Raw genomic sequence first — 25,928 nt, forward strand, 5'->3', positions numbered from 1 at the left:
CCCGACGGCGACGGCGACGGCGACGGCGACGGCACGACCCACGACATCGCCGGAGCGGACGGCCGGAGGGCGGTGGGGGAGCCCACCGTCGTCCGCTCTGCCCCGGGCCCCGCCGGGCCTGGGCCGGAGTGGGCCCCGGGTCCGTGACAGCCCCTGCCCCGGCACGCCGCCCCCGACGGCGACGGCGACGGCGACGGCGACGGCACGACCCACGACATCGCCGGAGCGGACGGCCGGAGGGCGGTGGGGGAGCCCACCGTCGTCCGGCCCGGCTCCGGCCGGGGTCAGAAGGGGTACCAGCGCACGGCCGGGTCGCCGTCCCGCAGCGAGCCGACCCGGCGGCGGAACTCGGCCAGCGCCGCCGGGTTGCCCGGGGCGTGCTGGGCGACCCAGGCGCAGCTCGCCGTCTCGCGGGCGCCGCGCAGCACCGCGCAGCCCTCCCAGTCCCGTACGTCCCAGCCGTACACCGCGACGAACTCGTCGTAGCCGGCCGGGTCCAGCCCGTACCGGTCCCGGGAGAGCGCCATCACCACCAGGTCGTGCTCCCGCAGGTCGGTGGAGAAGGTCTCCAGGTCCACCAGGACCGGGCCGTCCGGGCCCACGTGCACATTGCGCGGCAGCGCGTCGCCGTGGATGACGCCCCGGGGCAGGTGCGGGGTCAGCTCGCGGGCGGCGGCGGCGAAGTCGTCCCGGCGGGCCCGGAGGAAGGCGGCGTCCGCCGGGTCGATGGCGTCCCCGGCCAGCCGCAGCCAGCGCTCCACCCCGCCCAGCAGGTCGCGGCCGGGCAGTTCGACCGGGGCCGGGGGCAGCGCGTGCACCAGCAGCAGCAGCTCGGCGAGGTCGCGCGGCCCGGCGGGCCGGACCGCCGCCGGCAGCTGCTCCCAGTAGGTGACCAGATGCCCGCCGAACGGCAGCGGCTGCTCGGCACTGTAGGAGGCGGGCCGTACCGAGGGCAGTCCCTGGGCGGCCAGCCACTCGGCGACCTGGAGCTCCCGCACCGCCCGGTCCCACACCGCCTCGTCGTCGTCCCGGCTGATCCGGACCACCAGGCCCGGCCTGCCGGGCCGGTCGACGGCGAAGACGGCGTTCTCGCCCAGCGCCAGCAGCCGCGCCCCGGCCCCCTCCTCGCTCAGGTGCGGCACCGCCGCCGCGAGCACCCGGCGTGCCCTCTCCTCGGTGAATGCCGCCCCGGTCGCGTCCGTCACGTCCCTGTCTCTCCCGCCTCGCTGGTCGATCACGGCCAGTCTCGCACCTCGCGGAACACGCAGGACGCTTGACTGTGCCACGGGCCGTCAGCACGATGACGGGGGCCTCCGCACGGGGCGCCCGCACCGCCCGTCAGTGTCCGCGCGCCCGTGAGGAGTGCTCTGTCGTGCTGCGTTCTTCCGGGGACCCGCCCCCCGACGCCGGGGCCGAGGGCCCCGCGCCGGCCACCACCACCGCCCCGGACGGGCGGCGGCCGACCGGGCGAAAGCCGGACCGGAGAAACGATTTACCGGAGACCGTCGGGCGCCGCGGCCGCCGGGCCGGCGGACAGCCCGGACGGCGTGACTTCGGGGCCTGGTTCCTGGTGCTGCCCGCGCTGATCCCGATCCTGGTCCTCAGCGTCGGCCCGCTGCTGTACGGCATCGCGCTGGCGTTCACCGACTCGCAGTCCGGCCGTACCGACCCCACCGAGTGGATCGGCCTGCTCAACTTCCAGGACCTGCGGCACGACACCCTGTTCTGGGAGTCGTTCCGCACCGGCCTGCTGTGGGCCGTCGGGGTGACCGTCCCGCAGTTCCTGCTCTCCCTCGGCCTGGCCCTGCTGCTCAGCCAGAACCTGCGGTTCCGCTGGCTGGCCCGGGCACTGGCGATCGTGCCCTGGGCGATGCCGGAGGTGGTCGTCGGCATCATGTGGCGGCTCGTCTACCACCCGGACGCCGGCATCCTCAACGAGACCCTCGGCACCGAACACGACTGGCTGGGCAGCCTGGGCAGCGCCCTGCCCGCCGTCATCCTCGTCGGCATCTGGGCCGGGATGCCGCAGACCACGGTGGCGCTGCTGGCCGGACTGCAGAACGTCCCCAAGGAACTGCACGAGGCCGCCGCCATCGACGGCGCCGGTGCCTGGCGACGCTTCCGCACCGTCACCTGGCCCGCCATCCGCCCGGTGGCCCTGGCGATCAGCGCACTCGCCTTCATCTGGAACCTCAACTCCTTCGCCCTGGTGTACGTCCTCACCAACGGCGGGCCCGGCGGCCGCACCAGGCTGCCGATGCTCTTCGCGTACGAGGAGGCCTTCCGCTACGGCCAGTTCGGTTACGCCGCGGCGATGGGCTGCGTGATGGTCGCCGTCGTCTCCGTCCTCCTCGCCGTCTTCCTCGTCGGCCGGCTGAAAGGCGACGACGCATGACCCGGACCACCTCCCACCGGCCCGCCGCGCCGCGCCCCACCCGCGTCACCGTGCGGCGGCGGGCCGGCCGCACCGGCCAGTACCTCGCCCTCCTGGGCTACCTGGTCTTCCTCGCCTTCCCGCTGCTGTGGCTGGTCTCCACCGCCTTCAAGCCGCCCCGCGAGCTGGCCACCCTGCACCCCGAATGGATCCCCGACCAGCCCACCTGGGACAACTTCCGGCAGGCGTTCGACGAACAGCCGCTGCTGCGGGCCGCGGGCAACAGCCTGCTGGCCGCCGGCAGCGCCGCCCTGATCGCCGTCGTGCTCGCGGTACCGATGGCGTACGTGATGGCCCGCCGCCGCTCCTGGCTGACCCGGGCGGCCACCGGATGGGTGGTGGTCAGCCAGGCGTTCCCGCTGGTGCTGCTGATCATCCCGCTCTTCCTGGTCCTGAAGAACCTGCACCTGATCAACTCCATGGCCGGACTGGTCCTGGTCTACGTCACCTGGTCGCTGCCGTTCGCGCTGTGGATGCTCACCGGATACCTCCGCGCCCTGCCACCGGAACTGGAGGAGGCGGCCGCGGTGGACGGCGCGGGCCGGCTGCGCACCCTGGTGTCGGTCACCGCCCCGCTGCTCGCGCCCGGCATCGTGGCCACCGCCCTGTTCGCCTTCATCACGGCCTGGAACGAGTTCTTCTTCGCCCTGGTCCTCCTCAAGTCCCCGGAGAAGCAGACGATGCCGGTCGTCCTCACCCATTTCCTCGGCGACGAAGGGGTGGCCGACCTCGGACCGCTCGCCGCCGCCTCTTTGCTGGCCACCATCCCCTCCCTGGTGCTGTTCGCCGTCATCCAGCGCCGGATCACCGGAGGCATGCTGGCCGGGGCGGTGAAGCACTGATGCGCCGCCGCGCCCTGCTCGCCGCCGCCGCCGCCCCCGCCGCCGCGGCGCTGCCCGGCTGCGCCTCCGGCCGACGCCGGGCCGCCGACGGCTCGGTCACCCTGCGCTTCCAGTCCCTGGCCTGGCAGCAGGAGTCCATCGAGGCCAACAAACAGCTGGTGGAGGAGTGGAACGCCGCCCACCCGCGGATCCGGGTCGACTACGTCCAGGGCAGCTGGGACGGCATCCACGACCAGTTGCTGACCTCCTTCGAGGGCGGCGAGGCACCGGACGTCATCCACGACGCCTCCGACGACCTCGCCGACTTCGCCTACGGCGGCTACCTCGCCGACCTGACCGGGCTGCTGCCGCGCCGGCTGCTCGACGACATCCCCGGCCACAGCTGGCGGACCACCACCTTCGGCGGCGGGATCCACGGGGTGCCGTTCCTCCAGGAACCCCGCGTCCTCATGGCCAACCGGACCCTGCTCACCGAGTCCGGCGTCCGCATCCCCACCGCCGGGCACCCCTGGAGCTGGCAGGAGTTCCGGCAGGCCGCGCGGGAGCTGACCGGCAAGGGCCGGTACGGGGTGGCGTGGCCGCTGAAGGAACCGGTCTCCGCCACCCTCAACCTCTCGCTGTCCACCGGCGGCCAGGTCTTCCACCGGGGCGCCGACGGCAAGGTCACGGTACGGTTCGACGCGCCCGACCAGCAGGTGCCGCGGGTCGTCCACGACCAGGTCAACACCGACCGGACGGCGGCCCGCGCCACCCTCGGCATGGGCGGATCCGACACCCTGCCCGGCTTCTTCGGGGGGAAGTACGCGATGGTGCCGCTCGGCTTCTCCTACCGCCAGCAGATAGCGCAGCAGGCCCCCGAGGGCTTCCCCTGGACCGTACTGCCGGCGCCCGCCGGCCCCGGCGGCGACCAGCGGCAGGGCGTCAGCCCGCAGACCCTCTCGGTCGCCGAGGACAGCCCGTACAAGAAGGAGGCCGTCGCCTTCATCGACTTCCTGCTGCGCCCCCGCAACATGGTGCGCCTCGCGCTCGGCGACTGGATGCTGCCCACCGGGCGGCAGGCGCTCACCGACCCCGCCCTGCACACCGGCCGCCACGGCTGGGCCACCGGCACCGCGCTCGCCCGCCATCTGCGCTCCGCACCCGCCCAGTCGGTACGCGGCTACCCCGAGTGGAAGGACAAGATCGCCACCCCGGCGTTCCAGGAGTACTACAGCGGCGCCATCGACGGCGACACGCTCCGCCGCAAACTGGTGAAGGACGGCAACCTGGTGCTCAGGCGGTACCAGCGCTGACCGCCCCCAGCCCCCGGCACCCGGCAGCCCGACTTCGGAGGTCCTGTGCACTCGCCCATCACGCGGTCCTGGCAGCGCATCGAGAACTGGCTGGGCGCCAGGGGGCGGATTCGGGAACTGGCCGCCCCGGCCACCCGCGAGGACATCGCCGGGGCAGAGGAGCGGCTGGGAAGCGCGCTTCCCGCGGAACACGCCGAACTCCTGCGGTGCCACAACGGCGGCGGCTCCTTCACGCTCCCCCCGTACTACGAGATACTCGGCACCACCGAGCTGGTGACCGCCTGGGAGACCAAGACCAGGGTCTGGTCCCAGGACCGCTACCGCCCCTACGACCCCCGCTGGGTGCCCTTCGCCTCCGATCGCGCCGGTGGGGTGCTGTACCTCGACGCCGGCCCGCACGGCGACCGGCGCGTCCGCGGCCACGACCGGGAGGGAGGCTCGGACCTGACCACCTCACACCCCATGTGGGGGTCGCTCACCTCACTGATGCGGCACACCGCCGAGGCGCTGGAGAACGGTGGCGACCTGGACGGTTACCAGCGCCCGGGAGAAGAGGACGCCTTCCTGCTGTGGGGGCACTACGACGATGAGCCGAGCCGGTGGGGGTGACGGCGCCGGGCGCGGGGTAGCACTGAGCGGCGCCCGCCGCCCGCCCGATCCGGCACCGCGCGCCAGGCCGCCGGAGCGCCGCGTCAGGGTGCCGGTCGACGCTCCTCCTCGAGCTCGGCCAGCACCTTCCTGCTTGCCAGGGTGAAAGGGTGCTCGGCGCCGAGGCTCCTCGTCCGCCTCTCCACCACGTCACTCATGAGTTCGACCGCCGCTGCGAGGTCCCCGAGCCGATGCCGGACGCGGGCATTGGTGTCCGGCCCACCGCGGGGCGTCGTACCGAGTCCGGGCCGGGTGGGCCCGGGGTGTCGCCATGGTAGTGGTACTCGCTGATGTGCTGGTCACGTGCCGACTGGTAGACGCGGCCGACGCCGCCGGCATCGCCCTCCATGGCGCCGGTCACCGCTCGTGGACGCACGGGGGCCGACCGGCCCGGTCGTGCCGCCGCGGCCGCGACGGGCGGGTCGCCGCGCGGAAGGAGCGCCGGACGTCAGATGCCACCACCGTGGCCGAAGTGACTCCACTGGCCGGTGCGAACAGTGTCAATGGCGAATCCATCGCTTTCTCGGCTGCATCCTCACGCTCGGATTCCGGTCGTATTTCCGAGGACGGAACGGTCGTCGTCGCGGTGGTTCACGCGGCCGCCGGGGCAGCATGGTCGCACCGTCGAACCGAACGGGCAAGCGCACTCTCGGGGCAGGGTATTCCGGCGGCATATTCATGTCGCGCCGGGGACTCCTGGTGACTTCTCTGGTCGACCGCGAGTCGCCTCGGCTATGCTGCAAAGTTGACGATTGATCGAAGGGGAGACGACTGTGGCCAGGCCCTGGGAAGCTGACGCGACAACCGGTTTCAAAAGGCGGCTGGGAAAATCGGCCCAAGAGTTGGGGACCACGACTGACACCCCCGACTGCCCCGACATCTGGGAACTCGAGAACGGAGACATCGCCATCATCGGCAGAGATCTGACGGACTCGCTCGGAAAGTTACTGCCGGCCGGCGTGTCGGTCGGGCGGGACGAGCGCCTCGTGGTCATCCCGCGGAGCATGCTCGTCGCGGCGAAGCCGGACATCCCCAGTGTTTGAGTCGTTTCGGCGCAGCGCGTCGGAGTACCTGGAACGGCCCGCGTACCACGCGGACTTCCGTCGTCATTACGAGAGCGGCATCCGCTTCCTGAACAAGCTGGAGCGCGGCCAGAGTTTCAAGGAGCGCGGGTTCCCCAGTTGGGAAGCGTTTGCCGCCGGCGAGTGGAGCAGGGCACTCACACTGGTCGACGAGAAACGGGACATCTATGCCGCACAGTTCCGCAAGGCTGCTGAACTCGGCATTCTGGAACGTCGGCTTCGTGTAGTGGAATTCCCCGTCACGCCGTATGTTCAGTGGGAATTGTTCGTCCTTCGTCTGCGAGTGGAACTGGGCGACCATATCAGGGTGATGGACGCCCGGAAAATCTCCGACATCGAATCGGAGTGCCTTGTGCCGGAGGTGGTGATCGTCGGTGACGAGGTCATGTACGAGGTGGTCTACGACGATGACGGGAACGCCGCGGGAGCCAATCGCATCCTGGACCGGACGGCGATCGAGGAGACCTCGGACGGCTTCGACGTGCTTTATCGCCGAGGGGAGAGTTTCATGGAATTCTTCGATCGGGAGATTGCGCCGCTCGATCCTCCGACGATCGTCCACTGAGTGACCCCGCCGCCACGTGGCTCCGCCAGTGCTTCGGTCGCCATCGAGACGGAGCACTCCGCCGGGCGGCGCCGGGCGCTGGTGGCCGGGTCGGTGGGGAACTTCATCGAGTGGTTCGAGTTCGGCGTCTACGGGTACTTCGCGACGATCATCGCCGCCAACTTCTTCACCCCCGAGGGCGGCAGCGAGGCCGAGGGTCTGATCAAGACGTACGCGTCGTTCGCGGTGGCGTTCTTCTTCCGCCCGTTGGGGGCGGCCCTCTTCGGGCGGCTGGGGGACCGGATCGGCCGCCGCCCCACCCTGATCGCGGTGCTGCTGCTGATGACCGGTGCCACCACCCTGATCGGCGTGCTCCCCACTCGGGCGACGGCCGGTGCGGCGGCCCCCTGGCTGCTCACCCTGGTGCGGGCGGTACAGGGGCTCTCCGCGGGCGGGGAGTTCGGCGGCGCGGTGTCCGTCATGACGGAGTTCGCACCGCCGGGGCGGCGCGGGCTGTACGGGGCCTGGCAGTCCTTCACCGTGGCGCTCGGGCTGCTCGCGGGAGCGGGTCTGGCCGCACTGCTCGGGGTGCTGCTCAGTGAGGAGGCCCTGTACGACTGGGGCTGGAGGCTCCCGTTCCTGCTCACCCTGCCGCTCGGACTGGCGGCGCTGTGGCTGCGGCTCCGGCTGGCCGAGACGCCCGCCTTCGGCCGGGCGCGCGCGGCGGCCGAAGGCGGCGGGCCGGCCCCGGGGCCCCCGCCGGGCACCGCCGCGCCTGGCACCGCCGGCATCCCCTCGCCCGGCACCGCCGCTCCCGGTACCACCCCGCCGGGCACCGCCGCGCCTGGCCTCGCTGGCATCACCCCGCCCGGCATCACCCCGCCCGGCATCACCCCGCCCGGCACCACCCCGCCCGGCGTCGCCCCGCCGGGCACCGCCGCCCCAGGCACCGGATCGGCCGGCACCGGCGCTTCCGGTGTGCCGCGCCGACCGGGCCGCCGTGAGACCGCCCGGGCCATCGCCCTCGGCAGTGGGCGGCTGATGGGCTGGTCGGCGGCCGGGTACACGTTCCTGGTGGTCATGCCGTCCTACCTCCAGGCCACCCTGGACGTCTCCTTCACCCGGGCGCTGGCCGCCGCCGTGCTGGCGAACCTCGGCTTCGCGTGCTCGATCCTGCCGGCCGGCGCGCTGAGCGACCGGATCGGCCGGCGGCCGGTGATGCTGGCCGGGGCGCTGCTGGTGGTCGTTTCGACGTTCCCGCTGATGAACCTGTTGCAGGACCCGGACACCCCGACGGCGGTCCAGTGCGCGGCGGTGTTCGTCGCGGGGGCCACGGTCGGGCTGATGGCGGGCCCGGGCCCGGCGATGCTCGCCGAGATGTTCCCCACCGCCGTCCGCTACACCGGTCTGGGGCTGGCGTACTCGCTCTCCAACGCGGTGTTCTCCGGATGCGCGGGGCTGATCATCACCGAGCTGATCGAGCACACCCACAACGCCGACATTCCCGCCTACTACACGGCGGTGACCTGCGGGGTGAGCGTGTTCGCGCTGCTCACGCTGCGCGGTGACGACCACCGGCGCGCGCTGCGGGAGTGACCGGTGTGACGGGAAGGGGCGCGAGGCGGGCATGTGGGGACCTTCCGGCCGCGGGGCTGGTGGGGCCGGTAGGACCGGCGGGGCCGGTGGGACCGGCGGGGCCGGCGGGATCGACGGGAGGATGCGCATGCGGGTCGTCGGGCTGATGTCGGGCACCTCGTACGACGCGATCGACGCCGCCGCGGCGGATCTGAGCCGGGCGGGGGAGACCCTGGTGCTCTCCCCGCTCGGCTGGATCAGCGACCCGTTCCCGGCGGAGGTGCGCGCGGCGCTCGCCGCCGCGCTGCCGCCCGCGGCCACCACGATGGCCGAGGTGTGCCGGCTCGACACGCTGCTCGGGCAGTGCTTCGCGGCCGCCGCCACCCGCGCCGATCGGGAACTGTGCTCGGGAGACTGCGAGTTGGTCGTCTCGCACGGGCAGACCCTGTTCCACTGGGCCGAGCACGGGCGGGTGCGCGGCACCCTGCAACTCGGCCGGCCCGCCTGGATCGCCGAGGCCACCGGCCGTCCCGTCGTCTCCGACCTGCGGGCCGCCGACGTCGCCGCGGGCGGTCAGGGCGCGCCGCTGGTGAGCGCCTTCGACGTGCTGTGGCTGCGCGGCCGCCCGGGGACCCCGGTGGCGTTGAACCTCGGCGGGATCGCCAACCTCACGGTGACCGGTGCGCGCGGGGCCGGACCGCTGGCCTTCGACACCGGGCCCGGCAACGCCCTGATCGACGCCGCGGTGCGGGACTGCACCGGCGGACGGCGGGACTTCGACGCCGGTGGTGCCCTCGCCGCCCGCGGCACCGTCCATCCCGCCCTGCTGGCACGGCTGCTGGCCGAGCCGTACTACGCCCGGCCCGCGCCGAAGACCACCGGCAAGGAGCTGTTCCACTCCGGCCACCTCCGGGCGGCGCTCGGCCCGGACCGGTCCGCGGGCACCGGTGCGGGCCCGGTGTCCGCCGAGGACGTGGTGGCCACGGTCACCCGGCTGACCGCCCGGACCGTCGCGGACGCGGTGCGCGCGGTCGGCGGTACCGAGGTCGTGGCGTCCGGGGGCGGCACCCGCAACCCGGTCCTGATGGCGATGCTCCGCGCGGAGCTGGGTGACGGGCTGCCACTGCTGACCTCCGCCGCGCTCGGGATGGCGCCGCGGGCGAAGGAGGCGTACGCGTTCGCCGTGCTCGGGTATCTGACCGCGCACGGCCTGGCCGGGAACGTGCCGTCGTGCACCGGGGCCCGGCGCCCCGTGCTGCTGGGCTCGGTCACACCGGGCCGGGACGGTCTGCCGCGAACGTCACCGGCTCCGGGGCCGGTGACCCGGCTGGAGATCCGGCCGCGGTGACGGCGGTGCGCCGGGGGTCACTTCCCGGCGTCCTCGGCGCGGGTGTGCGCCACCAGGGCGTTGGCGTGGCCGTGCCCGAGCCCGTGCTCGGTCTTCAGCCAGGTGACGAGTTCCATGTGCCTGGTCAGCGGGGAGGAGCGGATGAGCTCCTGCCACTCGGTGATGGGACGGCCGTACTTCTTCTCGATGGACGGGAAGTAGGCGGCGGGGCCCTTCACGGCGTCGGTCATGTGTCAGGTGTCCGTTCCCGGTCGGCGGGGTGGGGTGGCGGGCGGCGCGGGGTCCGCGGTCCCGGCGGGCGGTGGCGGCCGGCCGGGCGACCGGCAGCGCGTCCCGGCCGGTGAGGCGGGTTCAGGAGGGCCGGGCGGCGGGCCGGTGGCGGAGCAGCACGACCTGGGAGTCGAAGGTCCGGGTCTCGACGAGGGTGAGGCCGAGCCGCGGCTGGGGGGCGCGGAAGGCGGGCTTGCCGCCGCCCAGCACGACCGGGTGGACGAAGACCTGGTACTCGTCGATCAGTCCGTGCTCGGTGAGGAACCCGGCGAGCGCGGAGCCGCCGAACAGCACCAGGTGCGCGCCGCCGTCCTTGAGGGCGGTGAGTTCCCGGACCACGTCCCGGCCGATGACGCGGGTGTTCCAGTCGGCCTCGGTCAGTGTGGAGGAGACCACGACCTTGGGCGTCCGGCGCCAGAGCGGGGCGAAGGCGAGGTCGTGCTCGTCGGTGGAGATCTCCTCGGCGCGCGGCCAGTAGCCGGACATCATCTCCCACACCACGCGGCCGTAGAGGAACATGTCGGCGCCCTCGGTGAGGGCCCGGGAGTAGGCGGACAGTTCCGGGCCCATGACGGGCCAGTCGAACTCGCCGCGGGGTCCCTCGATGCAGCCGTCCAGCGACTGGTGCACGAAGTGGGTGATCCGGCCCATGGGTTTCTCCTGGTGGTGCGGGCCCGGGCGGCGCGCCGGCCGGACCGATGTGTGCGGTGTCCACATACGGAGGGCGCACGTTCGCGCCCCGGTTGATCATGGGTGAGCCTAGTCGAGTTAAGTGGATGGCGTCCACATTGGCGCGAAGGTATTCGGGGGCGACGGCGGGCCGTCGAGCGCTTGCACGAGACGTCTCGTCTCGTTATGGTGAGCGCATGACCTCGCCGAAGCCTTCCCACATCGCCATGTTCAGCATCGCCGCCCACGGGCACGTCAACCCGAGCATCGAGGTGATCCGGGAACTCGTCGCCCGGGGCCACCGCGTCACCTACGCCATCCCCGAGTCCTTCGCCGGCAAGGTCGCCGAGGCCGGCGCCGAGCCCCGCGTCTACCGCTCGACCCTGCCGACCGACGACGAGCCCGAGGCCTGGGGCACCGAACTCATCGACCACGTGGAGCCGTTCCTCGACGACGCGATGCAGGCGCTGCCGCAGCAGCTGCGGGCCTACCAGGGCGACGAACCGGACCTGGTCCTGTACGACATCACCGCCTACCCCGCGCCGGTGCTCGCCCACCGCTGGGGCGTGCCCGCGGTGCAGCTCTCGCCGAACCTCGTCGCCTGGGACGGGTACGAGGAGGAGGTGGCCGAGCAGGCCTTCGCCGAACTCAAGGCGTCCGAGCGGGGCCGGGCGTACTACGCCAGGTTCCGCGACTGGCTCACCGGGCACGGCATGCCCGGCACCGACCCGGACCGGTTCATGGGCCGGCCGCGCCGCTGCGTCGTACTCATCCCCGAGGTCCTCCAGCCGCACGCCGACCGCGTCGACCGCGACGTCTACACTTTCGTCGGCGCCTGCCAGGGCGACCGCGGCACCGAGGGCGCGTGGCAGCGCCCGCCGGGCACCACCGCCTCCGACAAGGTCCTGCTGATCTCGCTCGGCTCCACCTGGACCAAGGAGCCGGACTTCTACCGGGCGTGTGTCGCGGCCTTCGGCGACCTGCCCGGCTGGCATGTGGTGCTCCAGATCGGCCGCCACGTGGACCCGGCCGAACTCGGCCCGGTCCCGGGGAACATCGAGGTGCACGGCTGGGTGCCGCAGCTGAGCATCCTCAAGCAGGCGGACGCCTTCATCACCCACGCCGGGGCGGGCGGCAGTCAGGAAGGACTCGCCTGCGGGGTGCCGATGGTGGCGGTACCGCAGGCCGTCGACCAGTTCGGCAACGCCGACATGCTCCAGTCGCTGGGCGTCGCGCGGCACCTCCCCAAGGAGGAGGCCACCGCGGAGGCGCTGCGCGCCGCCGTCCTGGAGCTGGTGGCCGACCCGGCGGTCGCGGAACGCGCGGCGGAGATCCGGGTCCGGATGGCCGGCGAGGGCGGGACCAAGCGCGCGGCCGACCTGATCGAGGCGGAGCTGCCCGCCTGACGCCCGGGTGCCGGCGGCGCCGCGGACCGGCGCGGCCCGGGTCGGCGGCCCGGGTCAGTCCCAGCAGTTGAACAGCGCCCCGCCCAGCGTGTCGGTCCGGTACAGGCGGATCTGCCGCCGCTCCTGCGGCGAGAGCACGGAGGTGTCCAGCCCGGCGAGGTCCACGGTCAGCCGCTCGGCGCCCAGCACCGCGAACCCGGCGGCGGCGAACGGCCCGGACCACGGCGGCGCCGGGAGGAACTCGTCCCGGTACCACTCCCGCCGTTCCGCGGCGAAGGCCACCCAGGGGTGGTGGGCATGGCACAGGACCACGCTCTCCGCCCCGCCGTGGACGACGGTGGCCAGGTGGAAGGTCCGCGGATACTCCCGTTCCACCACCTCCCCCACCCGGCCGCCGGCGGCCCGCGCGGCGGCGTACAGCGCGCCGCGGAACGCCCGCGGGTCGGTTTCCGGCGGCGTACCGGACCCGGGCCGGAGGAAGCCGGTCGCGCCGGCGGGCAGCGTGGACGGATCCTGGGGGACGGCCATGGCGCCCATGATGCCCGGCCGCCACCGGGCGGCGGGCCGGGGGCGCGGTCCGGCGCCCCGGGGAGGCGGCGGACCACGCCCCCCGGGGCGCCGGGGCCGCCGGTCAGCGGCTCCGCTCCACCGCCACCCGGAAGAGGGTGAGCCACTGGTCCGGGCTCACGAAGGCCACCACGGTGTCCTGGGCCAGCTCCGCCTGCCGGAACGCCTCGGCGAGCCGGCGGGCGGGGCAGACCCGGCGCAGTGACGCGAACAGCGTGCCCCCGGTGCCGGAGAAGCCGAGTTCCACCAGGTCACGGTAGGCCGCGAGGTCCGGGGCCGTGGTGATCAGCGGCCGCGGACGCCGCTCCAGCCGCAGGATGCCGGAGTCGACCCGGGGCACCGGGCGGAAGGAGCGGCGGCCGACCCGCCCGCACATCCGCCAGTCGAACTCCGGCCAGGTGCGCACCGTCAGCAGACTCCAGCGCCCGAAGCCACCGGTGCGCTTGCGGGCGTACTCCAGCTGGGTGAGCAGGGTGGCGGAGGTCAGCCGGGGGGCGCGCAGGCACCAGGTGACCACGTCCGAGGTGCGGGCGTAGGGCACGTTGGCGGCCACCGCGAACGGTACCCGCGGCGGGCGCGCGGCGAGGAAGTCCTGGTGCACGATGCGCACATGGGGCCGGTGGGACAGCCGGTCGCGCAGGCCCGGCAGCAGATGGCGGTCGATCTCGTAGGCGATGAGTTCCCGGCAGTGCGGGGCGAGCGCCTCGGTGAGCGCGCCCTTGCCCGCGCCGACCTCCAGCAGCAGGCCGTCGGGGTGTGGACGGGCCGCCCGCACCAGTCGGTCCACGGCGGCGGGATCGGTCAGGAAGTTCTGGGACAGGGTGCGACGCGCACGGTCGCGGTCGGTGGTGCGGGGGTCGTGGGCGGGGTGTCGGTGACGGGCCACAGCCGGCGGTCCTTCTCGGAAGGCCGGTCGGGCGGCAGCGCGGGATCCCCACGCGTCAGAGCATGGAGGAGAGGGGCCCTGCCGTCCGTCCGGAACGGATGATCCTGGACTGGCGGGGGCCCTGGCACGGGCACGGAGCGGCGACGCGAGGGCGACTGGGCGCCTCGCGTGGCGGGTGGAGCGTGGGGTGGTCCGTCAGACGGCGGGCGCGTCCGGGCCGGCCAGGGCACCTGGGCCGTGCCACGGGCGACGGGTGAGCGCGGAGGCGGGGACACTCGCCACCCGGGCACAGCCACGGGTGTTGACGCGGGTGAACACGCCGTTGAAGGAACCGCCCACCGTCGGGCTCCTCACAAGCGGGCGCGGACCGGCGGCGCGCGGGGCGCGGGCCGTCCGCGCGGAACGGACAACGCGAACCGGCCGCGTGACGTCAGGTCACGCGACCGGTTCGACGTTACGGATCCGGCAGGCCGGGCCGCAACGGGTTTTCTCCGCCGGCGCCGGGCCGCGCGGGTCCGGGAGCTCACGTCCCGGGACCCGCGCGGCCTTCGCCCGCCGGGGGCGCGGAGGTCAGACCCGCGCGTGCCGCGGCTCGTGGTCGGCGGGGCCGTACGCCCCCGGCGCACCGGCCGGCACCTCCGGCCGACCCGCCGTCGCGGGCTCGTCGTGCGTCAGGTCCGGCAGCCACCGCAGCCACCGGGGCAGGTACCAGTTCCGGTCGCCGAGCAGCGTCATCACCGCCGGGAGCAGCACCCCGCGGATCACCGTCGCGTCGATCAGCACCGCGGCCGCCAGCCCGACGCCCATCTGCTTCATGCTCTGCATGGACAGCGTCCCGAAGATGGCGAACACCGCGACCATGATGACGGCGGCGCTGGTGACCACACCCGCGGTGGTGACCACTCCGTGCACCACGGCGTCCCGGGTGTCGCGGCCGGCCACCTTGGCCTCGCGGATCCGGGAGACCACGAAGACGTGGTAGTCCATGCTGAGGCCGAAGAGGATCACGAAGAGGAACAGCGGCAGCCAGGCCACCACCGCGCCCACTCCCTCGGCACCCACCAGCCCGGCGCCCCAGCCGTGCTGGAAGACGGCGGTCAGGATGCCGTACGCGGCGCCCACCGACAGCAGGTTGAGCACGATCGCGGTCACCGCGATGGTCAGCGACCGGAACGACATCAGCATCAGCAGGAAGGCGAAGACCACCACGAAGGCGAAGACCGGCACGATCGCCGACCCGATCTTGTCGGTGAAGTCCTTGGAGGAGGCGGTGGAGCCGCCGATCGGGGCCTCCACCCCGTCGACCGCGCCGAGGGTGGCCGGCCGCACCTCGTCCCGCAGGATGTTCAGGCTCTTCTCGCTCTTCGCCTCGTCCGAGCCGCCGACCAGCGGCACCTCGATCTCCGCGACGTTCTGCCGGTCGTGCACCGTCACCTCGACCGGGCCGGTGGAGGCGCCCTTGGCGACGGCCTGGGCGCGGAACTCCGCGATCGCGGCGCGCACCGGAGCGGCGTCGATGTCGTCCGCCTTGACGACCACCCGGGCCGGGTCGGGCCCGCCGGGGAACGCCTCGTTCATCCGCTCGTAGGCCGCCACGATCGGCATCGAGCTGTCGAACTCCTGGTCCAGCGTGAGGTTGGCGGTGTTCATCCCGACGGCCGGGGCGGCCAGCAGGACCAGCGCGCCGCCGGCGACCGCCAGGGAGACCTTGGGCCGGCGCAGCACCCGGCCGAGCACCGCGCGCCAGAAGCGGCTCTCACCGCTGCCGCCGGACCCGCCGCGGCCCCGCTTGAGCCGGCCCAGGAACGGCAGCCTGCCCTTCTCCACCCGCTCGCCGAGCAGCGACAGCAGCGCGGGGAGCACGGTGACCGAGCCGACCACCGCGACCGCCACCACCATCAGGGTCGCCAGGCCCATCGCCTTGAAGTCGGCGACCCCGGTGAACAGCAGGCCGGCCATGGCGACGATGACGGTGAAGCCGGAGACCAGGATGGCGTGGCCGGAGGTGGCCGCGGCGATCCGCAGCGCCGTCTGCGCGTCCCGTCCGGCCGCCCGCTCCTCGCGCTCCCGGCGCAGGTAGAACAGGCAGTAGTCGACACCGACGGCCAGACCGACCAGCAGCATCACGGAGTTGGCGGTGTCGCTCATGTGCACCACGTGGCTGACCACCGCGACCAGGCCGGTGGTGGCGATGAACGCGGTCATGGCGAGCACCACCGGCAGCAGCGCGGCGACCAGGGCGCCGAACGCGATCAGCAGGATGCCGAGGGCGACCGGCAGGGCGGAGAACTCGGCCTGCTGGAAGTCGTCGCCGAACGCGTCCTCGAACGCCTTGTCGCCACTGGCGTCGCCGAACTGCTCGACGCGCAGCGCCTCATGGCCGTCCTGAACCTTCGCTACCGCGTCCAGTACCGGCTCGATGCGTTCGGTGGCCGTGTCCGGGTCGCCGCGCATCTCGAAGCGCACCAGCGCCGAGCGGCGGTCCTTCGATATGGCGTCGGAGTCGTACGGGGAGGTCACCGCGGTCACCTTGCCGGTGGCCTCCACGGCCCGGGTCACCTCCGCCACCGCGGCGCGGAAGGCCCGGTCGTCGGCGGTCGGGCCGCCCCGCTCCCTGGTCTGGACGAGGACGGTCTCCGAGGCGGGGCTGGTGATCCCCGCGTCGTCGAGGATTCGCGCCACCTGGCCGGACTCGCCGGGCGCCTCCTCACTGCCCGTCACGTCCACCCGGCCGGTCATCGACCCGATGGCCACCGAGAGGATGACGAACAGCACCCAGCCCCCGACCGCCGCCCAGCGGTGCCGGGCGCTCCAGCTGCCCGCTCTGGCGGCGAGTCCCTTCGGTCTGTCCATGCGGCCTGTCTGCGCCACGGCGCCGTCCCCTTTTCCCTGCGCGGCGACCCCGTGCCGCCAACCCCCCTGACGCTAGGGGTCCGCCGGGCCGCCACCCATCCGGCTGGCCGGTGAATCGGGGGAGGGGCAGCTCCACCCGAGGAAGGAAGGCAGCTCCACCCCAGGGAGGGGGGCTACCCCTACCTCCGCGACTCAAGGCCCCTTACACGTAGAGGGACATCGACCGGTTCAGGGGGTACTGGGCACTTTTCCGTTTTACCGGCGTTCAGCGTCATTTGTATTTACGAAAGGAAGTTGCGTATGTCACAACCCGGCTCGTTTCTTGAATTGAGCCCGTCAATCGGTCAGGGTTTCGAGTCAACCCGGAGCGGTTTTTCCGGTCTACGGGGGCTGCCCCACCAGTTCTTGCAGCCTCCACAACCCCCCACAACCTCACGAGGAGGACCCTCGTCATGGCAACTCACAAGCGTGCCGGCAAGCGGAACATAGCCCTGGCGGTCGCTGCCGCCGCGGCGGTGACCGCGGGCGCCTTCGTGGCCCTTCCCGCCGGTGCCTCGACCCCCGCCGAGGGCACCGTCTACGGCACGCAGTCCAAGGACGCCATCGATGGCAGCTACATCGTGCTGCTCAAGGGCGGGAAGAGCGTCAAGGCCAACTCCGAGGGCAAGGACCTCGCCAAGGAGTACGGCGGCAAGCTCAAGCGCAGCTACGACTCGGCCGTCAACGGCTTCTCGGCCAGCGGCCTGAGCGACACCGAGGCCAAGCGCCTCGCCGCCGACCCGGCGGTGGAGAAGGTCGTCCAGAACCACCGGTTCACCATCGACGCCACCCAGGAGAACCCGCCGTCCTGGGGCCTGGACCGGGTCGACCAGGCCGACACCCAGGGCGACAGCAAGTACACCTACCCGGACACCGCCGGCGAGGGTGTCACCGCCTACGTCATCGACACCGGCGTCCGGGTGACGCACAAGGACTTCGAGGGCCGCGCCACCTCCGGCTTCGACGCCATCGACAACGACGACGACGCCGACGACGGCAACGGCCACGGCACGCACGTGGCGGGCACCATCGCCGGCGCCCAGCACGGCATCGCCAAGAAGGCGAAGATCGTCGCGGTCCGCGTCCTGGACGACCAGGGCTCCGGCACCACCGAGCAGGTCGTCGCGGGCATCGACTGGGTGACCCAGAACCACCAGGGCCCCTCGGTGGCCAACATGAGCCTGGGCGGCGGCGCCGACGAGGCTCTGGACGCGGCCGTGCAGAAGGCCATCGCCTCCGGTGTCACCTTCGGTGTCGCGGCCGGCAACGAGTCCAGTGACGCCGGCCAGGGCTCGCCGGCCCGGGTGAAGGAAGCGATCACCGTCGCCTCCAGCACCAAGGACGACGCGCAGTCGGACTTCTCCAACTACGGCGAGGTCGTCGACATCTACGCCCCGGGCTCGGACATCACGTCCGCCTGGAACGACAGCGACGAGGGCACCAAGACCATCTCCGGTACCTCGATGGCCACCCCGCACGTGGTGGGTGCCGCCGCCGTCTACCTCAGCGGCCACCAGGACGCCACCCCCGAGCAGGTCGCCACCGCGCTGACCGAGGGCGCCACCCCGGACAAGATCACCAACCCGAGCGAGGGCACGCCGAACAAGCTGCTCAAGATCGTCGAGTAGTCACCGGTCCGCCGTCACGCCGAGGCCGGCCGTCGTGTCCTCCCCCCACGGGGCACGGCGGCCGGCCTCCGGCGTCTGCCTGGTGGCGGCACCGCCCGGCTGCGCCCTTGGCCCGGCCCGTGGCCGGTGCCAGGCTCGGCGGCATGAGCGCATACACCTGGACGGCGGTCGCCGACGCACCCGTGAAGGAACTCTTCCCCGGCATCCGGCTGCGCCCGCTGTGGACCGGCGAGAACGGCGCCACGGCACACGTGCTGGAGATGGACCCGGGCAGCCGCTGGGAAGGACTGGACGTCCACGACCCCGGCCCGGAGGAGGTCTTCGTGGTCTCCGGGACCTTCAACGACGGCGACCGGGACTACCCGGCCGGAACCTTCCTCCATGCCCCGGCCGGCTCCTCACACGTACCGCAGACCACCACCGGCTGCACCCTGTTCGTCTTCTACCCCGAGGGCTGACCCCGGCGGCGGGACGGACGGGGCCGAGGAGGCGGACGGCCCGGGGGCCGGAGCGTCCCCCTGGCGCGGCGGGCGCCGCCGGGCCGGGCGCGGGCCGGGCCGGCGGTTCTCCTGCACAGTCGACGGGATCGACGGGATCGACGGGATCGATGGGGTCGACGGGGCCGACGGGGCCGACGGGGCCGACGGAGTCGATGGGGTGGACGGGGCCGACGGGACGACAAGTGGCCCAGTGAGTCCGGCCGCCATTGGACCGGCCGTCAGGGCCAATGGCTCGGTAGGCTCCGGGACATGACACCGCACGACACCGCCGCCACCGCGACCGCCCCCGCCCCGACCGCCCCGTCCGCCGGCCCCGCGCCCAGGGTCGACTTCTACTTCGACCCCGTCTGCCCGTTCGCCTGGATCACCTCCCGCTGGATCCTGGAGGTGGCCCGGCTGCGCGAACTCGACCTGCGGTTCCGGGTGATGAGCCTGTCGGTGCTCAACGAGGGCCGCGAGGGCCTGCCGCAGCGCTACCAGGACCTGCTGGAACGCGGCTGGGGCCCGGTGCGGGTGTGCACCGCGGCCGCCCGGCAGCACGGCGAGGAGGTCCTCGGCGACCTCTACACCGCGCTGGGCACCCGTATCCACGTCGAGGGGAACGAGGACACCGAGGCGGTGATCAAGGAGGCGCTCGCGGCGGCCGGCCTGCCCGCCGAGCTCGCCGCGGCCGCCACGAGCACCGACCACGACGAGGCGCTGCGCCAGAGTCACCACGAGGGCATGGCGCCGGTCGGCGAAGAGGTCGGCACCCCCACCATCCACATCGACGGGGTGGCCTTCTTCGGACCGGTGCTCACCGCGATACCCCGAGGCGAGGACGCGCTCCGGGTCTTCGAAGGGGTCCGGCTGCTGGCCGGCCACCCGAAGTTCTTCGAGCTGAAGCGGACCCGCACCGGCGACCTGGACTTCGGCTGACGCCACCGGCGGGGGCCGACCGCGGGTCAGGCGACCAGCGCCGGCCGCCGCCCGGCGACGGCCTCGTCATAGCGCCGCACCAGCAGCCGGGCCAGCTCCGGGGCCGGGCCCAGTACCCCGGCGAGCACATCGGCGCCCGCCGCGACCGCGCCCGCGGCGATCCGGTCCGGCAGCCGCCCGGGCGCGATGACGTAGGGGGCCACGGCCACCCGGGCGCAGCCCGCGGCCCGCAGCGCGCGGACCGCGTCCTCGGTGCGCGAGGGGCCCGTGGCGGATACAGCGGAGGCGAACGCAGGCCGCACGGCGCACCAACCGGTGTGCCGCCACTCCCGCGCGATTTCAGCGATCACTGCGTTCGCCTCCGGGTCGGAGGAGCCCGCCGAGGCCAGCACGACCCCGGTACGGGCACGGTCGCCGGGGCGCACCCCGGCCTCGTGCAGCCGCCGCTCCAGGGCGGCGGTCAGCAGCGGTGACGGGCCCAGCACCGCGGCCTGGCGCACCGACAGCCACGGGTGGCGCGCGGTGGCCTCCCGCAGCACCGCCGGGATGTCCGCCTTGGCGTGGAAGGCGCGGGTGAGCAGCAGCGGCAGCGCCACCACCTCCCGCGGCCCGCCGGCCGCCGCGGGGCGGGCGCCGGGCCGCCCCGCGGCCTCGGCCGCCAGCCGGGACAGCACCTGCGGTACGGACGGTGCGTTGAAGTCCAGGAACGCCGTCTCCACGCGCAGCCCCGGCCGCAGCGACCGCACCCGCTCGGTGAGCGCGGTGACGGTCGCCGCGTGCCGCGGATCGCGGCTGCCGTGGGCGACGACGAGGAGGGCCGGAGCGTTCATGACCTGGGACCGCCTTCGTTCCACGCGCCGTCAGCGGGCCGCGGCGAGCAGGCCGCGGCTGCGCAGCACCCGTCGCTCGATCGGGGCGAACACCAGCAGTTCGATGGCGATGCCGACGAACAGGATGAGCAGGATGCCGAGGAGCACACCGGCCATGTCGGAGTTGTTCCGCTGGTTCTCCAGGTACTGCCCCAGCCCCAGCCCCAGATCGGGCGACTTGACGATGATCTCCGCCGCCATCAGCGAACGCCAGGCGAACGCCCAGCCCTGCTTGAGCCCGGCGACGTACCCGGGCAGTGCCGCCGGCAGCAGCACGTGCCGGGCGTTGCTGAGCCCGCTGGCGCCCAGCGTCCGGCCCGCGCGCAGGAACAGCGGCGGTACCTGGTCGACGCCGGAGACCAGGCCGTTGGTGATGGAGGGCACCGCGCCGAGCAGGATGACGGCGTACATCATCTTGTCGTTGAGGCCCAGCCAGATCACTGCGGGCGGCACCCAGGCCACCGAGGGCAGGGACTGCAGACCCGACAGGATCGGCCCGATGGCCGCCCGGACGAACTTCACCCGGGCCACGATCAGCCCCAGCGGGGTGGCGATGGCCAGCGCCATGAGGAACCCGAACAGGCCCCGCGAGACGCTGGTCCACACGATGTCCAGCAGCTCGCCCTCGAGCCACAGCCGGCGCAGCGCCTCCCAGACCAGCGACGGGTCCGGCAGCTTGTAGTCCTCGGTGACCTCGGCGAGGACCAGGCCCTTCCAGACCGCCAGCACCAGCAGGATCGCCACCACCGGCGGCAGCACCTTCTGCACCAGTACCTCGGTCACCGGGGTGCGGCGGAGCTGGACGGCGTCCAGCGCGTCGAGCCCGGCCTCCAGCCCGGCCAGGTCCTGGCCGCCCTTGGCGGCCTTGCCGGTGGCGGCGGACGGCTGGGCCGCGCCGTCACCCGGGGCCGGTCCGGCCGCGGTGGCCGGGGCGCCGGCCTCGCCCGCCGCGGCCCGGTCCGCCGTGCCGGTCGCCGCGGACGCGGCTCCCGGACCGGTGGCGCCGAGCGGCTGCTCGCCGCCGGTCTCAGTGCTGGCCATGACGGCGGATCTCCTTACGCAGTTCCTCGGTGATCTCGATGGACAGGTCGGCGACCGCCGCGTCCTCGATGCGGCGCGGCTGCGGGATGCCCACCGTCCACTCCCGGACCACCCGGCCGGGCCGGGAGGAGAGCAGCACCACCCGCTCGGCGAGCCGGACGGCCTCGCGGACGTTGTGCGTGACGAACACGATGGACACCCCCGTCTCGCTCCAGATCCGGGTGAGTTCGCCGTGCAACACGTCGCGGGTGATGGCGTCCAGCGCCGCGAACGGCTCGTCCATCAGCAGCACGTCGGAAGCCTGCGCCAGCGCCCGGGCCAGTGCGACCCGCTGCCGCATGCCGCCGGACAGCTCGTGCACCCGCTTGCCGTACGCGCCGCCCAGCCGTACCAGCTCCAGCAGCCGCTCGGCCTCCGGACGGCGCTCGGCCCGGGGCACCTTCCGCAGCCGCAGCGCCAGTTCGATGTTCTTCCCGGCGGTCAGCCAGGGGAACAGGGCGTGCTCCTGGAACATCAGCGCCGGGCGGCCGCCGGGGACCTCGATCTCCCCGGCGGTCGGCCGGTCCAGCCCCGCGACCAGGTTGAGCAGGGTCGACTTGCCGCACCCGGACGCGCCCAGCAGGCAGACGAACTCACCTGGCCGCACATCGAGGGTGATGTCCTCCAGGACCGGCTGGGCGGTGGAGCCGGGCCGGCCGAAGGTCTTGTGGACATGGCCGATCCGGACGGCGGCGGGCGCCGCGGCCGGGCCGGTTCCGTGCTCCGGACTCCGTCCGGGGGCACCACCGGCATCGGCCTTCGCAGTGGTCAGTGCCGGAGACATCCGGTCACCTCCTGGTACGTAACGGGGCGGTCGGACGGGTGTTACTGGGCGCCGAGGCCGGCGGCCGAGACGGTCGGCCTGCCTTCGGCCCGGAGCACCTTGTTCAGCAGCCGCAGGTCGTAGATGCCGTCGAGGTCGGGCTCCTCCAGCAGCCCGGCCTGCACCGCGTGCTCCGCCTCGGTGTCCAGCGTGGCGGCCAGCGGGTCGTCGATGACCTGGATGCCCTTCCACGCCGGGTCGACGACCTCGGTCGGCAGCGGCTTGCCGGTCAGGTCGGCCAGCGCGGCGTTGGCCTGGGCCTTGGCCCGGTCCGGGTTGTCCTTGATCCACTGGTTGGTCTTCACCGACCCGCGCAGCACCGCCTCGACCACGTCGGGGTGCTCCTCCAGGAAGGACTGCTTGACGATCACGTTCGTGATCACGAACTTCCCGTCCGGCCACAGCGAGCTCTCGTCCAGCAGCACCTTCGCGCCCTCGGCGACCAGCTTGGAGGCGGTCGGCTCCGGGACCCAGGCGCCGTCGATGGAGCCGGACTTGTAGGCGTCGGGGGTCACCTTGTTGTCGGTGCGCACCACCGACACGTCGCCCTTGCCGCTCTGCGCGTCGACCGTCCAGCCGCGCTCCGCGATCCAGTTGAGGAAGGCGACGTCCTGGGTGTTGCCCAGCTGCGGGGTGGCGATCTTCTTGCCCTTGACGTCGTCCAGGGACTTGATCTTCTCGGGGTCGACGACGAGCTTCACGCCGCCGGACGCCGAACCGGAGATGATCCGGAGGTTCTTGCCGTGGGACTTCACATAGCCGTTGACGGCCGGGGAGGGGCCGATCCAGCCGATGTCGATGGAACCGGCGTTGAGCGCCTCGATCTCGGACGGCCCGGCGTTGAAGGTGTAGGGCTTGATCTCGGTCCCGCCCAGCTCCTTCTGGATGATCCCGCCGTCCTTCAGGCCGACCAGCGCGGTGGCGTGGGTGAGATTGGCGAAGTAACCGATCTTCACCTGGTCCAGACCGTCGATCTTCTCGCCGGTGACCTTGGACCTGCCCTTGTCGTCGTCCTTCTCGGAACCGTAGCCGCAGGCGCCGAGCGCGCCGATCAGCAGGGGCAGCGCGGCGGCGGCCGCCACCAGTCTGCGGAGGGAGGACGGGCGGGCGGACGGGGTGCGATCGGCAGACACGGAGGGGTTCCTCTCAGGGGGCCGGGCGGGTTCAGGGAACGCCCGGCGGTCGGTCAGGTTCTCTCGAGCGGTACGGCACACGGAGGGAGCACGGCGTCAGCACGCACATCGCGCGACCCCTCCGTGTCCGCTGCCGAGGGCGCCGCTGCCGACCCGGCCGCCCTCCTTCGCGAAGGTCGAGTACACGTCCCGGTGCATCAGAAGTCCCATCCCTCGTCGTCCTCCGCCGGCGCGGCGGCGGGGGCGGCGAACGAGTCGCCCGCCATGCCGGCCGCCAGCGTGGTGCCGTCCGACGGGTCGATCAGCAGGAAGGACCCGGTACGGCGGGAGTCCGCGTACGCGTCCAGTGCCAGCGGCTCGGCGGTGCGGACCCGCACCCGGCCGATGTCGTTGGCCACCAGCCGGCCCGGCGCCGGGTGCTGGGAGAGGTCGTCCAGCGTCAACCGGGACGGGATCTCCTTGACGATGGCCTTGACGGTGCGCGTGGTGTGCTTCAGCAGCACCCGCTGCCCCACCTCCAGCGGCTGGTCCGCCACATGGCAGACGGTCGCCTCCACGTCCTGCGTGGTGGCCGGCGCGGCGGCGGTCGGGGCGATCAGGTCGCCGCGTGAGATGTCCAGGTCGTCGGCGAGCCGGAGGGTCACCGACTGCGGCGCCCAGGCGATGTCCACGCTGGAGCCGAGCGCGTCGATGCCCTCGATGACGCTGGTGCGCCCGGACGGCAGCACGGTCACGGCCTCGCCGACGCGCAGCACCCCGGAGGCGATCTGTCCGGCGTAGCCCCGGTAGTCGGGGTGCTCGGCGGTCTGCGGGCGGATCACGTACTGCACCGGGAACCGGGCCGGGCAGCCGGCCAGGTCATGGCTGACCGGGACGGTCTCCAGGTGCTCCAGCACGGTCGGCCCGCCGTACCAGTCCATGTGGGCGCTGGGCTCCACCACGTTGTCCCCGGCGAGCGCCGATATCGGGATCGCGGTGATCTCCGGGACTCCGAGCGCGGAGGCGTACCGGGTGAACTCCTCGGCGATGGCGGCGAAGACCGGCTCGGCGTACTCCACCAGGTCCATCTTGTTCACGGCCAGCACCACGTGCGGCACCCGCAGCAGCGCGGCCACCGCGGCGTGCCGGCGGGTCTGCTCCACGACGCCGTTGCGCGCGTCCACCAGGACCACGGCCAGTTCGGCCGTCGAGGCGCCGGTGACCATGTTGCGGGTGTACTGCACGTGCCCCGGGGTGTCGGCGAGGATGAACCGTCGGCGGGGCGTGGCGAAGTAGCGGTAGGCGACGTCGATGGTGATGCCCTGCTCGCGCTCGGCGCGCAGCCCGTCGGTCAGCAGCGCCAGGTCCGGCGCCTCCTGACCCCGGTTGCGGGAGGCGTGCTCCACGGCCTCCAGCTGGTCGGCGAGGACCGACTTGGAGTCGTGCAGCAGCCGGCCCACCAGGGTGGACTTGCCGTCGTCGACGGACCCGGCGGTGGCGAAGCGCAGCAGGGTGGTGGCGGACAGCTGCCCGGCGAGCTGCTCGGTGGTGCTGGTCATGTCTAGAAGTACCCCTCGCGCTTGCGGTCTTCCATCGCTGCCTCGGAGAGCTTGTCGTCGGCGCGGGTCGCCCCGCGCTCGGTGAGCCGGGAGGCGGCGATCTCGGCGATCACGTCCGGCAGCGTGGTGGCGTCGGAGTCGACGGCACCGGTGCAGGACATGTCGCCGACCGTGCGGTAGCGGATGAGCCGCTTCTCGACCGTCTCGCCGTCCTTGGGACCGCCCCAGTCGCCCGCGGTCAGCCACATGCCGTTGCGCCGGAACACCTCGCGCTCGTGAGCGAAGTAGATCTCGGGCAGTTCGATTTTCTCCCGCTCGATGTACTGCCACACGTCCAGCTCGGTCCAGTTGGACAGCGGGAAGACCCGGACGTGCTCGCCGGGCGCGTGCCGGCCGTTGTACAGCTGCCACAGCTCCGGGCGCTGCCGGCGCGGGTCCCACTGGGAGAACTCGTCACGCAGCGAGAACACCCGCTCCTTGGCCCGCGCCTTCTCCTCGTCGCGGCGGCCGCCGCCGAAGACCGCGTCGAACCGGTGCCGCTGGATGGCCTCGGTCAGCGGCACGGTCTGCAGCGGGTTGCGGGTGCCGTCCGGCCGCTCCCGCAGCGTGCCCGCGTCGATGTACTCCTGCACCGAGGCCACGTGCAGCCGCAGCCCGTGCCGGGCCACGGTGCGGTCGCGGTACTCGATGACCTCGGGGAAGTTGTGCCCGGTGTCCACGTGCAGCAGGGCGAACGGCACCGCCGCCGGGGCGAACGCCTTCAGCGCCAGGTGCAGCATGACGATGGAGTCCTTGCCGCCGGAGAACAGCAGCACCGGCCGCTCGAACTCCCCCGCGACCTCGCGGAAGATGTGGACCGCCTCCGACTCCAGGGCGTCCAGGTGCGACAGCGCGTACGGGTTGTCGACGTCGCCGTCGACGGTGACCGCGGTCCTCATGCTGCGTCCCCTTCGGTTGCGTCCTCGGCCGCGCGGCTCGGCGGCA

24 protein-coding genes and 1 pseudogene are annotated in these 25,928 nt (G+C 73.1%); 12 read left to right on the forward strand and 13 right to left on the reverse strand.

The window, feature by feature from the left end; all coding sequences use genetic code 11:
- Window positions 1–284 precede the first annotated feature (284 nt).
- Window positions 285–1,205, reverse strand: coding sequence for a phosphotransferase enzyme family protein (locus tag ACH4B3_RS07530; RefSeq protein ID WP_398461813.1), 921 nt, complete (start codon window positions 1,203–1,205; stop codon window positions 285–287).
- 362 nt (window positions 1,206–1,567) lie between these two features.
- Between ACH4B3_RS07530 and ACH4B3_RS07535 the strand changes: the two genes are divergently transcribed.
- The 8 genes from ACH4B3_RS07535 to ACH4B3_RS07570 all read left to right on the forward strand — a co-directional run bounded on the left by ACH4B3_RS07535 (window position 1,568) and on the right by ACH4B3_RS07570 (window position 9,765).
- Window positions 1,568–2,395: a carbohydrate ABC transporter permease gene (locus ACH4B3_RS07535; protein ID WP_398462312.1), complete on the forward strand. Its 828-nt coding sequence runs from the start codon at window positions 1,568–1,570 to the stop codon at window positions 2,393–2,395.
- Entirely contained in the window at window positions 2,392–3,276 is an 885-nt protein-coding gene (locus ACH4B3_RS07540) for a carbohydrate ABC transporter permease (RefSeq protein ID WP_398461814.1), read from the forward strand. The genes ACH4B3_RS07535 and ACH4B3_RS07540 overlap by 4 nt, the downstream gene beginning before the upstream one ends.
- A complete protein-coding gene (locus ACH4B3_RS07545; protein ID WP_398461815.1) occupies window positions 3,276–4,568 on the forward strand; it encodes an ABC transporter substrate-binding protein in 1,293 nt (430 codons plus the stop codon). Before ACH4B3_RS07540 ends, ACH4B3_RS07545 begins: the two co-directional genes overlap by 1 nt.
- A 45-nt stretch (window positions 4,569–4,613) precedes the next feature.
- On the forward strand, window positions 4,614–5,177 hold the full coding sequence (locus ACH4B3_RS07550; protein ID WP_398461816.1) for an SMI1/KNR4 family protein: 564 nt from the start codon (window positions 4,614–4,616) through the stop codon (window positions 5,175–5,177).
- An 812-nt stretch (window positions 5,178–5,989) separates the two neighbouring features.
- On the forward strand, window positions 5,990–6,259 hold the full coding sequence (locus tag ACH4B3_RS07555; RefSeq protein ID WP_398462313.1) for a hypothetical protein: 270 nt from the start codon (window positions 5,990–5,992) through the stop codon (window positions 6,257–6,259).
- The gene (locus ACH4B3_RS07560; RefSeq protein ID WP_398461817.1) at window positions 6,252–6,863 is read left to right on the forward strand and encodes a DUF6879 family protein; all 612 of its coding nucleotides are present in this window, start codon (window positions 6,252–6,254) and stop codon (window positions 6,861–6,863) included. The genes ACH4B3_RS07555 and ACH4B3_RS07560 overlap by 8 nt, the downstream gene beginning before the upstream one ends.
- Before the next feature lie 42 nt (window positions 6,864–6,905).
- The gene (locus ACH4B3_RS07565) at window positions 6,906–8,438 is read left to right on the forward strand and encodes an MFS transporter (RefSeq protein WP_398462314.1); all 1,533 of its coding nucleotides are present in this window, start codon (window positions 6,906–6,908) and stop codon (window positions 8,436–8,438) included.
- Between the two features lie 127 nt (window positions 8,439–8,565).
- Window positions 8,566–9,765 (forward strand): anhydro-N-acetylmuramic acid kinase, encoded by a 1,200-nt coding sequence (locus ACH4B3_RS07570; RefSeq protein ID WP_398461818.1) that lies wholly within the window; start codon window positions 8,566–8,568, stop codon window positions 9,763–9,765.
- A gap of 17 nt (window positions 9,766–9,782) precedes the next feature.
- Here the strand turns inward: ACH4B3_RS07570 and ACH4B3_RS07575 are convergent, their stop codons facing one another.
- Together ACH4B3_RS07575 and ACH4B3_RS07580 are read right to left on the reverse strand one after the other, a co-directional pair.
- Window positions 9,783–9,995, reverse strand: coding sequence for a DUF4287 domain-containing protein (locus ACH4B3_RS07575; protein WP_398461819.1), 213 nt, complete (start codon window positions 9,993–9,995; stop codon window positions 9,783–9,785).
- A gap of 121 nt (window positions 9,996–10,116) precedes the next feature.
- Window positions 10,117–10,686, reverse strand: a complete 570-nt coding sequence (locus ACH4B3_RS07580; protein WP_398461820.1) for a dihydrofolate reductase family protein — start codon at window positions 10,684–10,686, stop codon at window positions 10,117–10,119.
- 150 nt (window positions 10,687–10,836) lie between these two features.
- On the opposite strand from ACH4B3_RS07580, the pseudogene mgt reads away from it, so the two are divergent.
- A pseudogene (gene mgt / locus ACH4B3_RS07585) lies at window positions 10,837–12,110 on the forward strand (macrolide-inactivating glycosyltransferase).
- Window positions 12,111–12,164: 54 nt separating this feature from the next.
- On the opposite strand, the gene ACH4B3_RS07590 reads toward mgt, so the two are convergent.
- From ACH4B3_RS07590 to ACH4B3_RS07605, 4 genes are all read right to left on the reverse strand, one after another.
- Window positions 12,165–12,638: a hypothetical protein gene (locus ACH4B3_RS07590; protein WP_398461821.1), complete on the reverse strand. Its 474-nt coding sequence runs from the start codon at window positions 12,636–12,638 to the stop codon at window positions 12,165–12,167.
- Between the two features lie 103 nt (window positions 12,639–12,741).
- Complete coding sequence (gene erm, locus ACH4B3_RS07595; protein WP_398461822.1) at window positions 12,742–13,563, reverse strand: ErmE/ErmH/ErmO/ErmR family 23S rRNA (adenine(2058)-N(6))-methyltransferase; 822 nt, start codon at window positions 13,561–13,563, stop codon at window positions 12,742–12,744.
- 195 nt (window positions 13,564–13,758) lie between these two features.
- Complete coding sequence (locus ACH4B3_RS07600) at window positions 13,759–13,902, reverse strand: hypothetical protein (RefSeq protein WP_398461823.1); 144 nt, start codon at window positions 13,900–13,902, stop codon at window positions 13,759–13,761.
- Between the two features lie 231 nt (window positions 13,903–14,133).
- Window positions 14,134–16,416 (reverse strand): MMPL family transporter, encoded by a 2,283-nt coding sequence (locus ACH4B3_RS07605; protein ID WP_398461824.1) that lies wholly within the window; start codon window positions 16,414–16,416, stop codon window positions 14,134–14,136.
- A gap of 452 nt (window positions 16,417–16,868) precedes the next feature.
- Here ACH4B3_RS07605 and ACH4B3_RS07610 point away from each other — a divergent pair, with 452 nt between their 5' ends.
- From ACH4B3_RS07610 to ACH4B3_RS07620, 3 genes are all read left to right on the forward strand, one after another.
- Window positions 16,869–18,083 (forward strand): S8 family peptidase, encoded by a 1,215-nt coding sequence (locus tag ACH4B3_RS07610; protein ID WP_398461825.1) that lies wholly within the window; start codon window positions 16,869–16,871, stop codon window positions 18,081–18,083.
- A 143-nt stretch (window positions 18,084–18,226) separates the two neighbouring features.
- Window positions 18,227–18,541: a cupin domain-containing protein gene (locus ACH4B3_RS07615; RefSeq protein WP_398461826.1), complete on the forward strand. Its 315-nt coding sequence runs from the start codon at window positions 18,227–18,229 to the stop codon at window positions 18,539–18,541.
- A gap of 291 nt (window positions 18,542–18,832) precedes the next feature.
- On the forward strand, window positions 18,833–19,501 hold the full coding sequence (locus ACH4B3_RS07620) for a DsbA family protein (RefSeq protein ID WP_398461827.1): 669 nt from the start codon (window positions 18,833–18,835) through the stop codon (window positions 19,499–19,501).
- A 26-nt stretch (window positions 19,502–19,527) separates the two neighbouring features.
- On the opposite strand, the gene ACH4B3_RS07625 is transcribed toward ACH4B3_RS07620, so the two are convergent.
- The 6 genes from ACH4B3_RS07625 to cysD form a co-directional block, all read right to left on the reverse strand.
- Window positions 19,528–20,331, reverse strand: a complete 804-nt coding sequence (locus ACH4B3_RS07625; RefSeq protein WP_398461828.1) for a sirohydrochlorin chelatase — start codon at window positions 20,329–20,331, stop codon at window positions 19,528–19,530.
- A gap of 30 nt (window positions 20,332–20,361) precedes the next feature.
- Window positions 20,362–21,411: an ABC transporter permease gene (locus ACH4B3_RS07630; protein ID WP_398461829.1), complete on the reverse strand. Its 1,050-nt coding sequence runs from the start codon at window positions 21,409–21,411 to the stop codon at window positions 20,362–20,364.
- A complete protein-coding gene (locus ACH4B3_RS07635; RefSeq protein ID WP_398461830.1) occupies window positions 21,398–22,234 on the reverse strand; it encodes an ABC transporter ATP-binding protein in 837 nt (278 codons plus the stop codon). The genes ACH4B3_RS07630 and ACH4B3_RS07635 overlap by 14 nt, the downstream gene beginning before the upstream one ends.
- Before the next feature lie 41 nt (window positions 22,235–22,275).
- Window positions 22,276–23,406: an ABC transporter substrate-binding protein gene (locus tag ACH4B3_RS07640; protein ID WP_398461831.1), complete on the reverse strand. Its 1,131-nt coding sequence runs from the start codon at window positions 23,404–23,406 to the stop codon at window positions 22,276–22,278.
- 197 nt (window positions 23,407–23,603) lie between these two features.
- Entirely contained in the window at window positions 23,604–24,944 is a 1,341-nt protein-coding gene (locus tag ACH4B3_RS07645; RefSeq protein WP_398461832.1) for a sulfate adenylyltransferase subunit 1, read from the reverse strand.
- A 2-nt stretch (window positions 24,945–24,946) separates the two neighbouring features.
- Window positions 24,947–25,882 carry a sulfate adenylyltransferase subunit CysD gene (cysD, locus tag ACH4B3_RS07650; RefSeq protein WP_398461833.1) on the reverse strand — a complete coding sequence of 312 codons (936 nt, stop codon included), beginning with the start codon at window positions 25,880–25,882 and terminating at the stop codon, window positions 24,947–24,949.
- Between the last annotated feature and the right edge of the window lie 46 nt (window positions 25,883–25,928).

The organism is Streptomyces sp. NPDC018031 (assembly GCF_044327625.1).
Taxonomy (GTDB): Bacteria; Actinomycetota; Actinomycetes; order Streptomycetales; family Streptomycetaceae; genus Streptomyces.

Bases quoted from the DNA above. Each gene is read 5' to 3' on its own strand.
- ACH4B3_RS07540 (WP_398461814.1), top strand. From the start codon at position 2,392: ATGACCCGGACCACCTCCCACCGGCCCGCCGCGCCGCGCCCCACCCGC.
- ACH4B3_RS07545 (WP_398461815.1), top strand. From the start codon at position 3,276: ATGCGCCGCCGCGCCCTGCTCGCCGCCGCCGCCGCCCCCGCCGCCGCG.
- ACH4B3_RS07570 (WP_398461818.1), top strand. From the start codon at position 8,566: ATGCGGGTCGTCGGGCTGATGTCGGGCACCTCGTACGACGCGATCGAC.
- ACH4B3_RS07575 (WP_398461819.1), bottom strand. From the start codon at position 9,995: ATGACCGACGCCGTGAAGGGCCCCGCCGCCTACTTCCCGTCCATCGAG.
- ACH4B3_RS07580 (WP_398461820.1), bottom strand. From the start codon at position 10,686: ATGGGCCGGATCACCCACTTCGTGCACCAGTCGCTGGACGGCTGCATC.
- ACH4B3_RS07590 (WP_398461821.1), bottom strand. From the start codon at position 12,638: ATGGCCGTCCCCCAGGATCCGTCCACGCTGCCCGCCGGCGCGACCGGC.
- ACH4B3_RS07605 (WP_398461824.1), bottom strand. From the start codon at position 16,416: ATGGACAGACCGAAGGGACTCGCCGCCAGAGCGGGCAGCTGGAGCGCC.
- ACH4B3_RS07610 (WP_398461825.1), top strand. From the start codon at position 16,869: ATGGCAACTCACAAGCGTGCCGGCAAGCGGAACATAGCCCTGGCGGTC.
- ACH4B3_RS07615 (WP_398461826.1), top strand. From the start codon at position 18,227: ATGAGCGCATACACCTGGACGGCGGTCGCCGACGCACCCGTGAAGGAA.
- ACH4B3_RS07620 (WP_398461827.1), top strand. From the start codon at position 18,833: ATGACACCGCACGACACCGCCGCCACCGCGACCGCCCCCGCCCCGACC.
- ACH4B3_RS07625 (WP_398461828.1), bottom strand. From the start codon at position 20,331: ATGAACGCTCCGGCCCTCCTCGTCGTCGCCCACGGCAGCCGCGATCCG.
- ACH4B3_RS07630 (WP_398461829.1), bottom strand. From the start codon at position 21,411: ATGGCCAGCACTGAGACCGGCGGCGAGCAGCCGCTCGGCGCCACCGGT.
- ACH4B3_RS07635 (WP_398461830.1), bottom strand. From the start codon at position 22,234: ATGTCTCCGGCACTGACCACTGCGAAGGCCGATGCCGGTGGTGCCCCC.
- ACH4B3_RS07645 (WP_398461832.1), bottom strand. From the start codon at position 24,944: ATGACCAGCACCACCGAGCAGCTCGCCGGGCAGCTGTCCGCCACCACC.
- cysD (WP_398461833.1), bottom strand. From the start codon at position 25,882: ATGAGGACCGCGGTCACCGTCGACGGCGACGTCGACAACCCGTACGCG.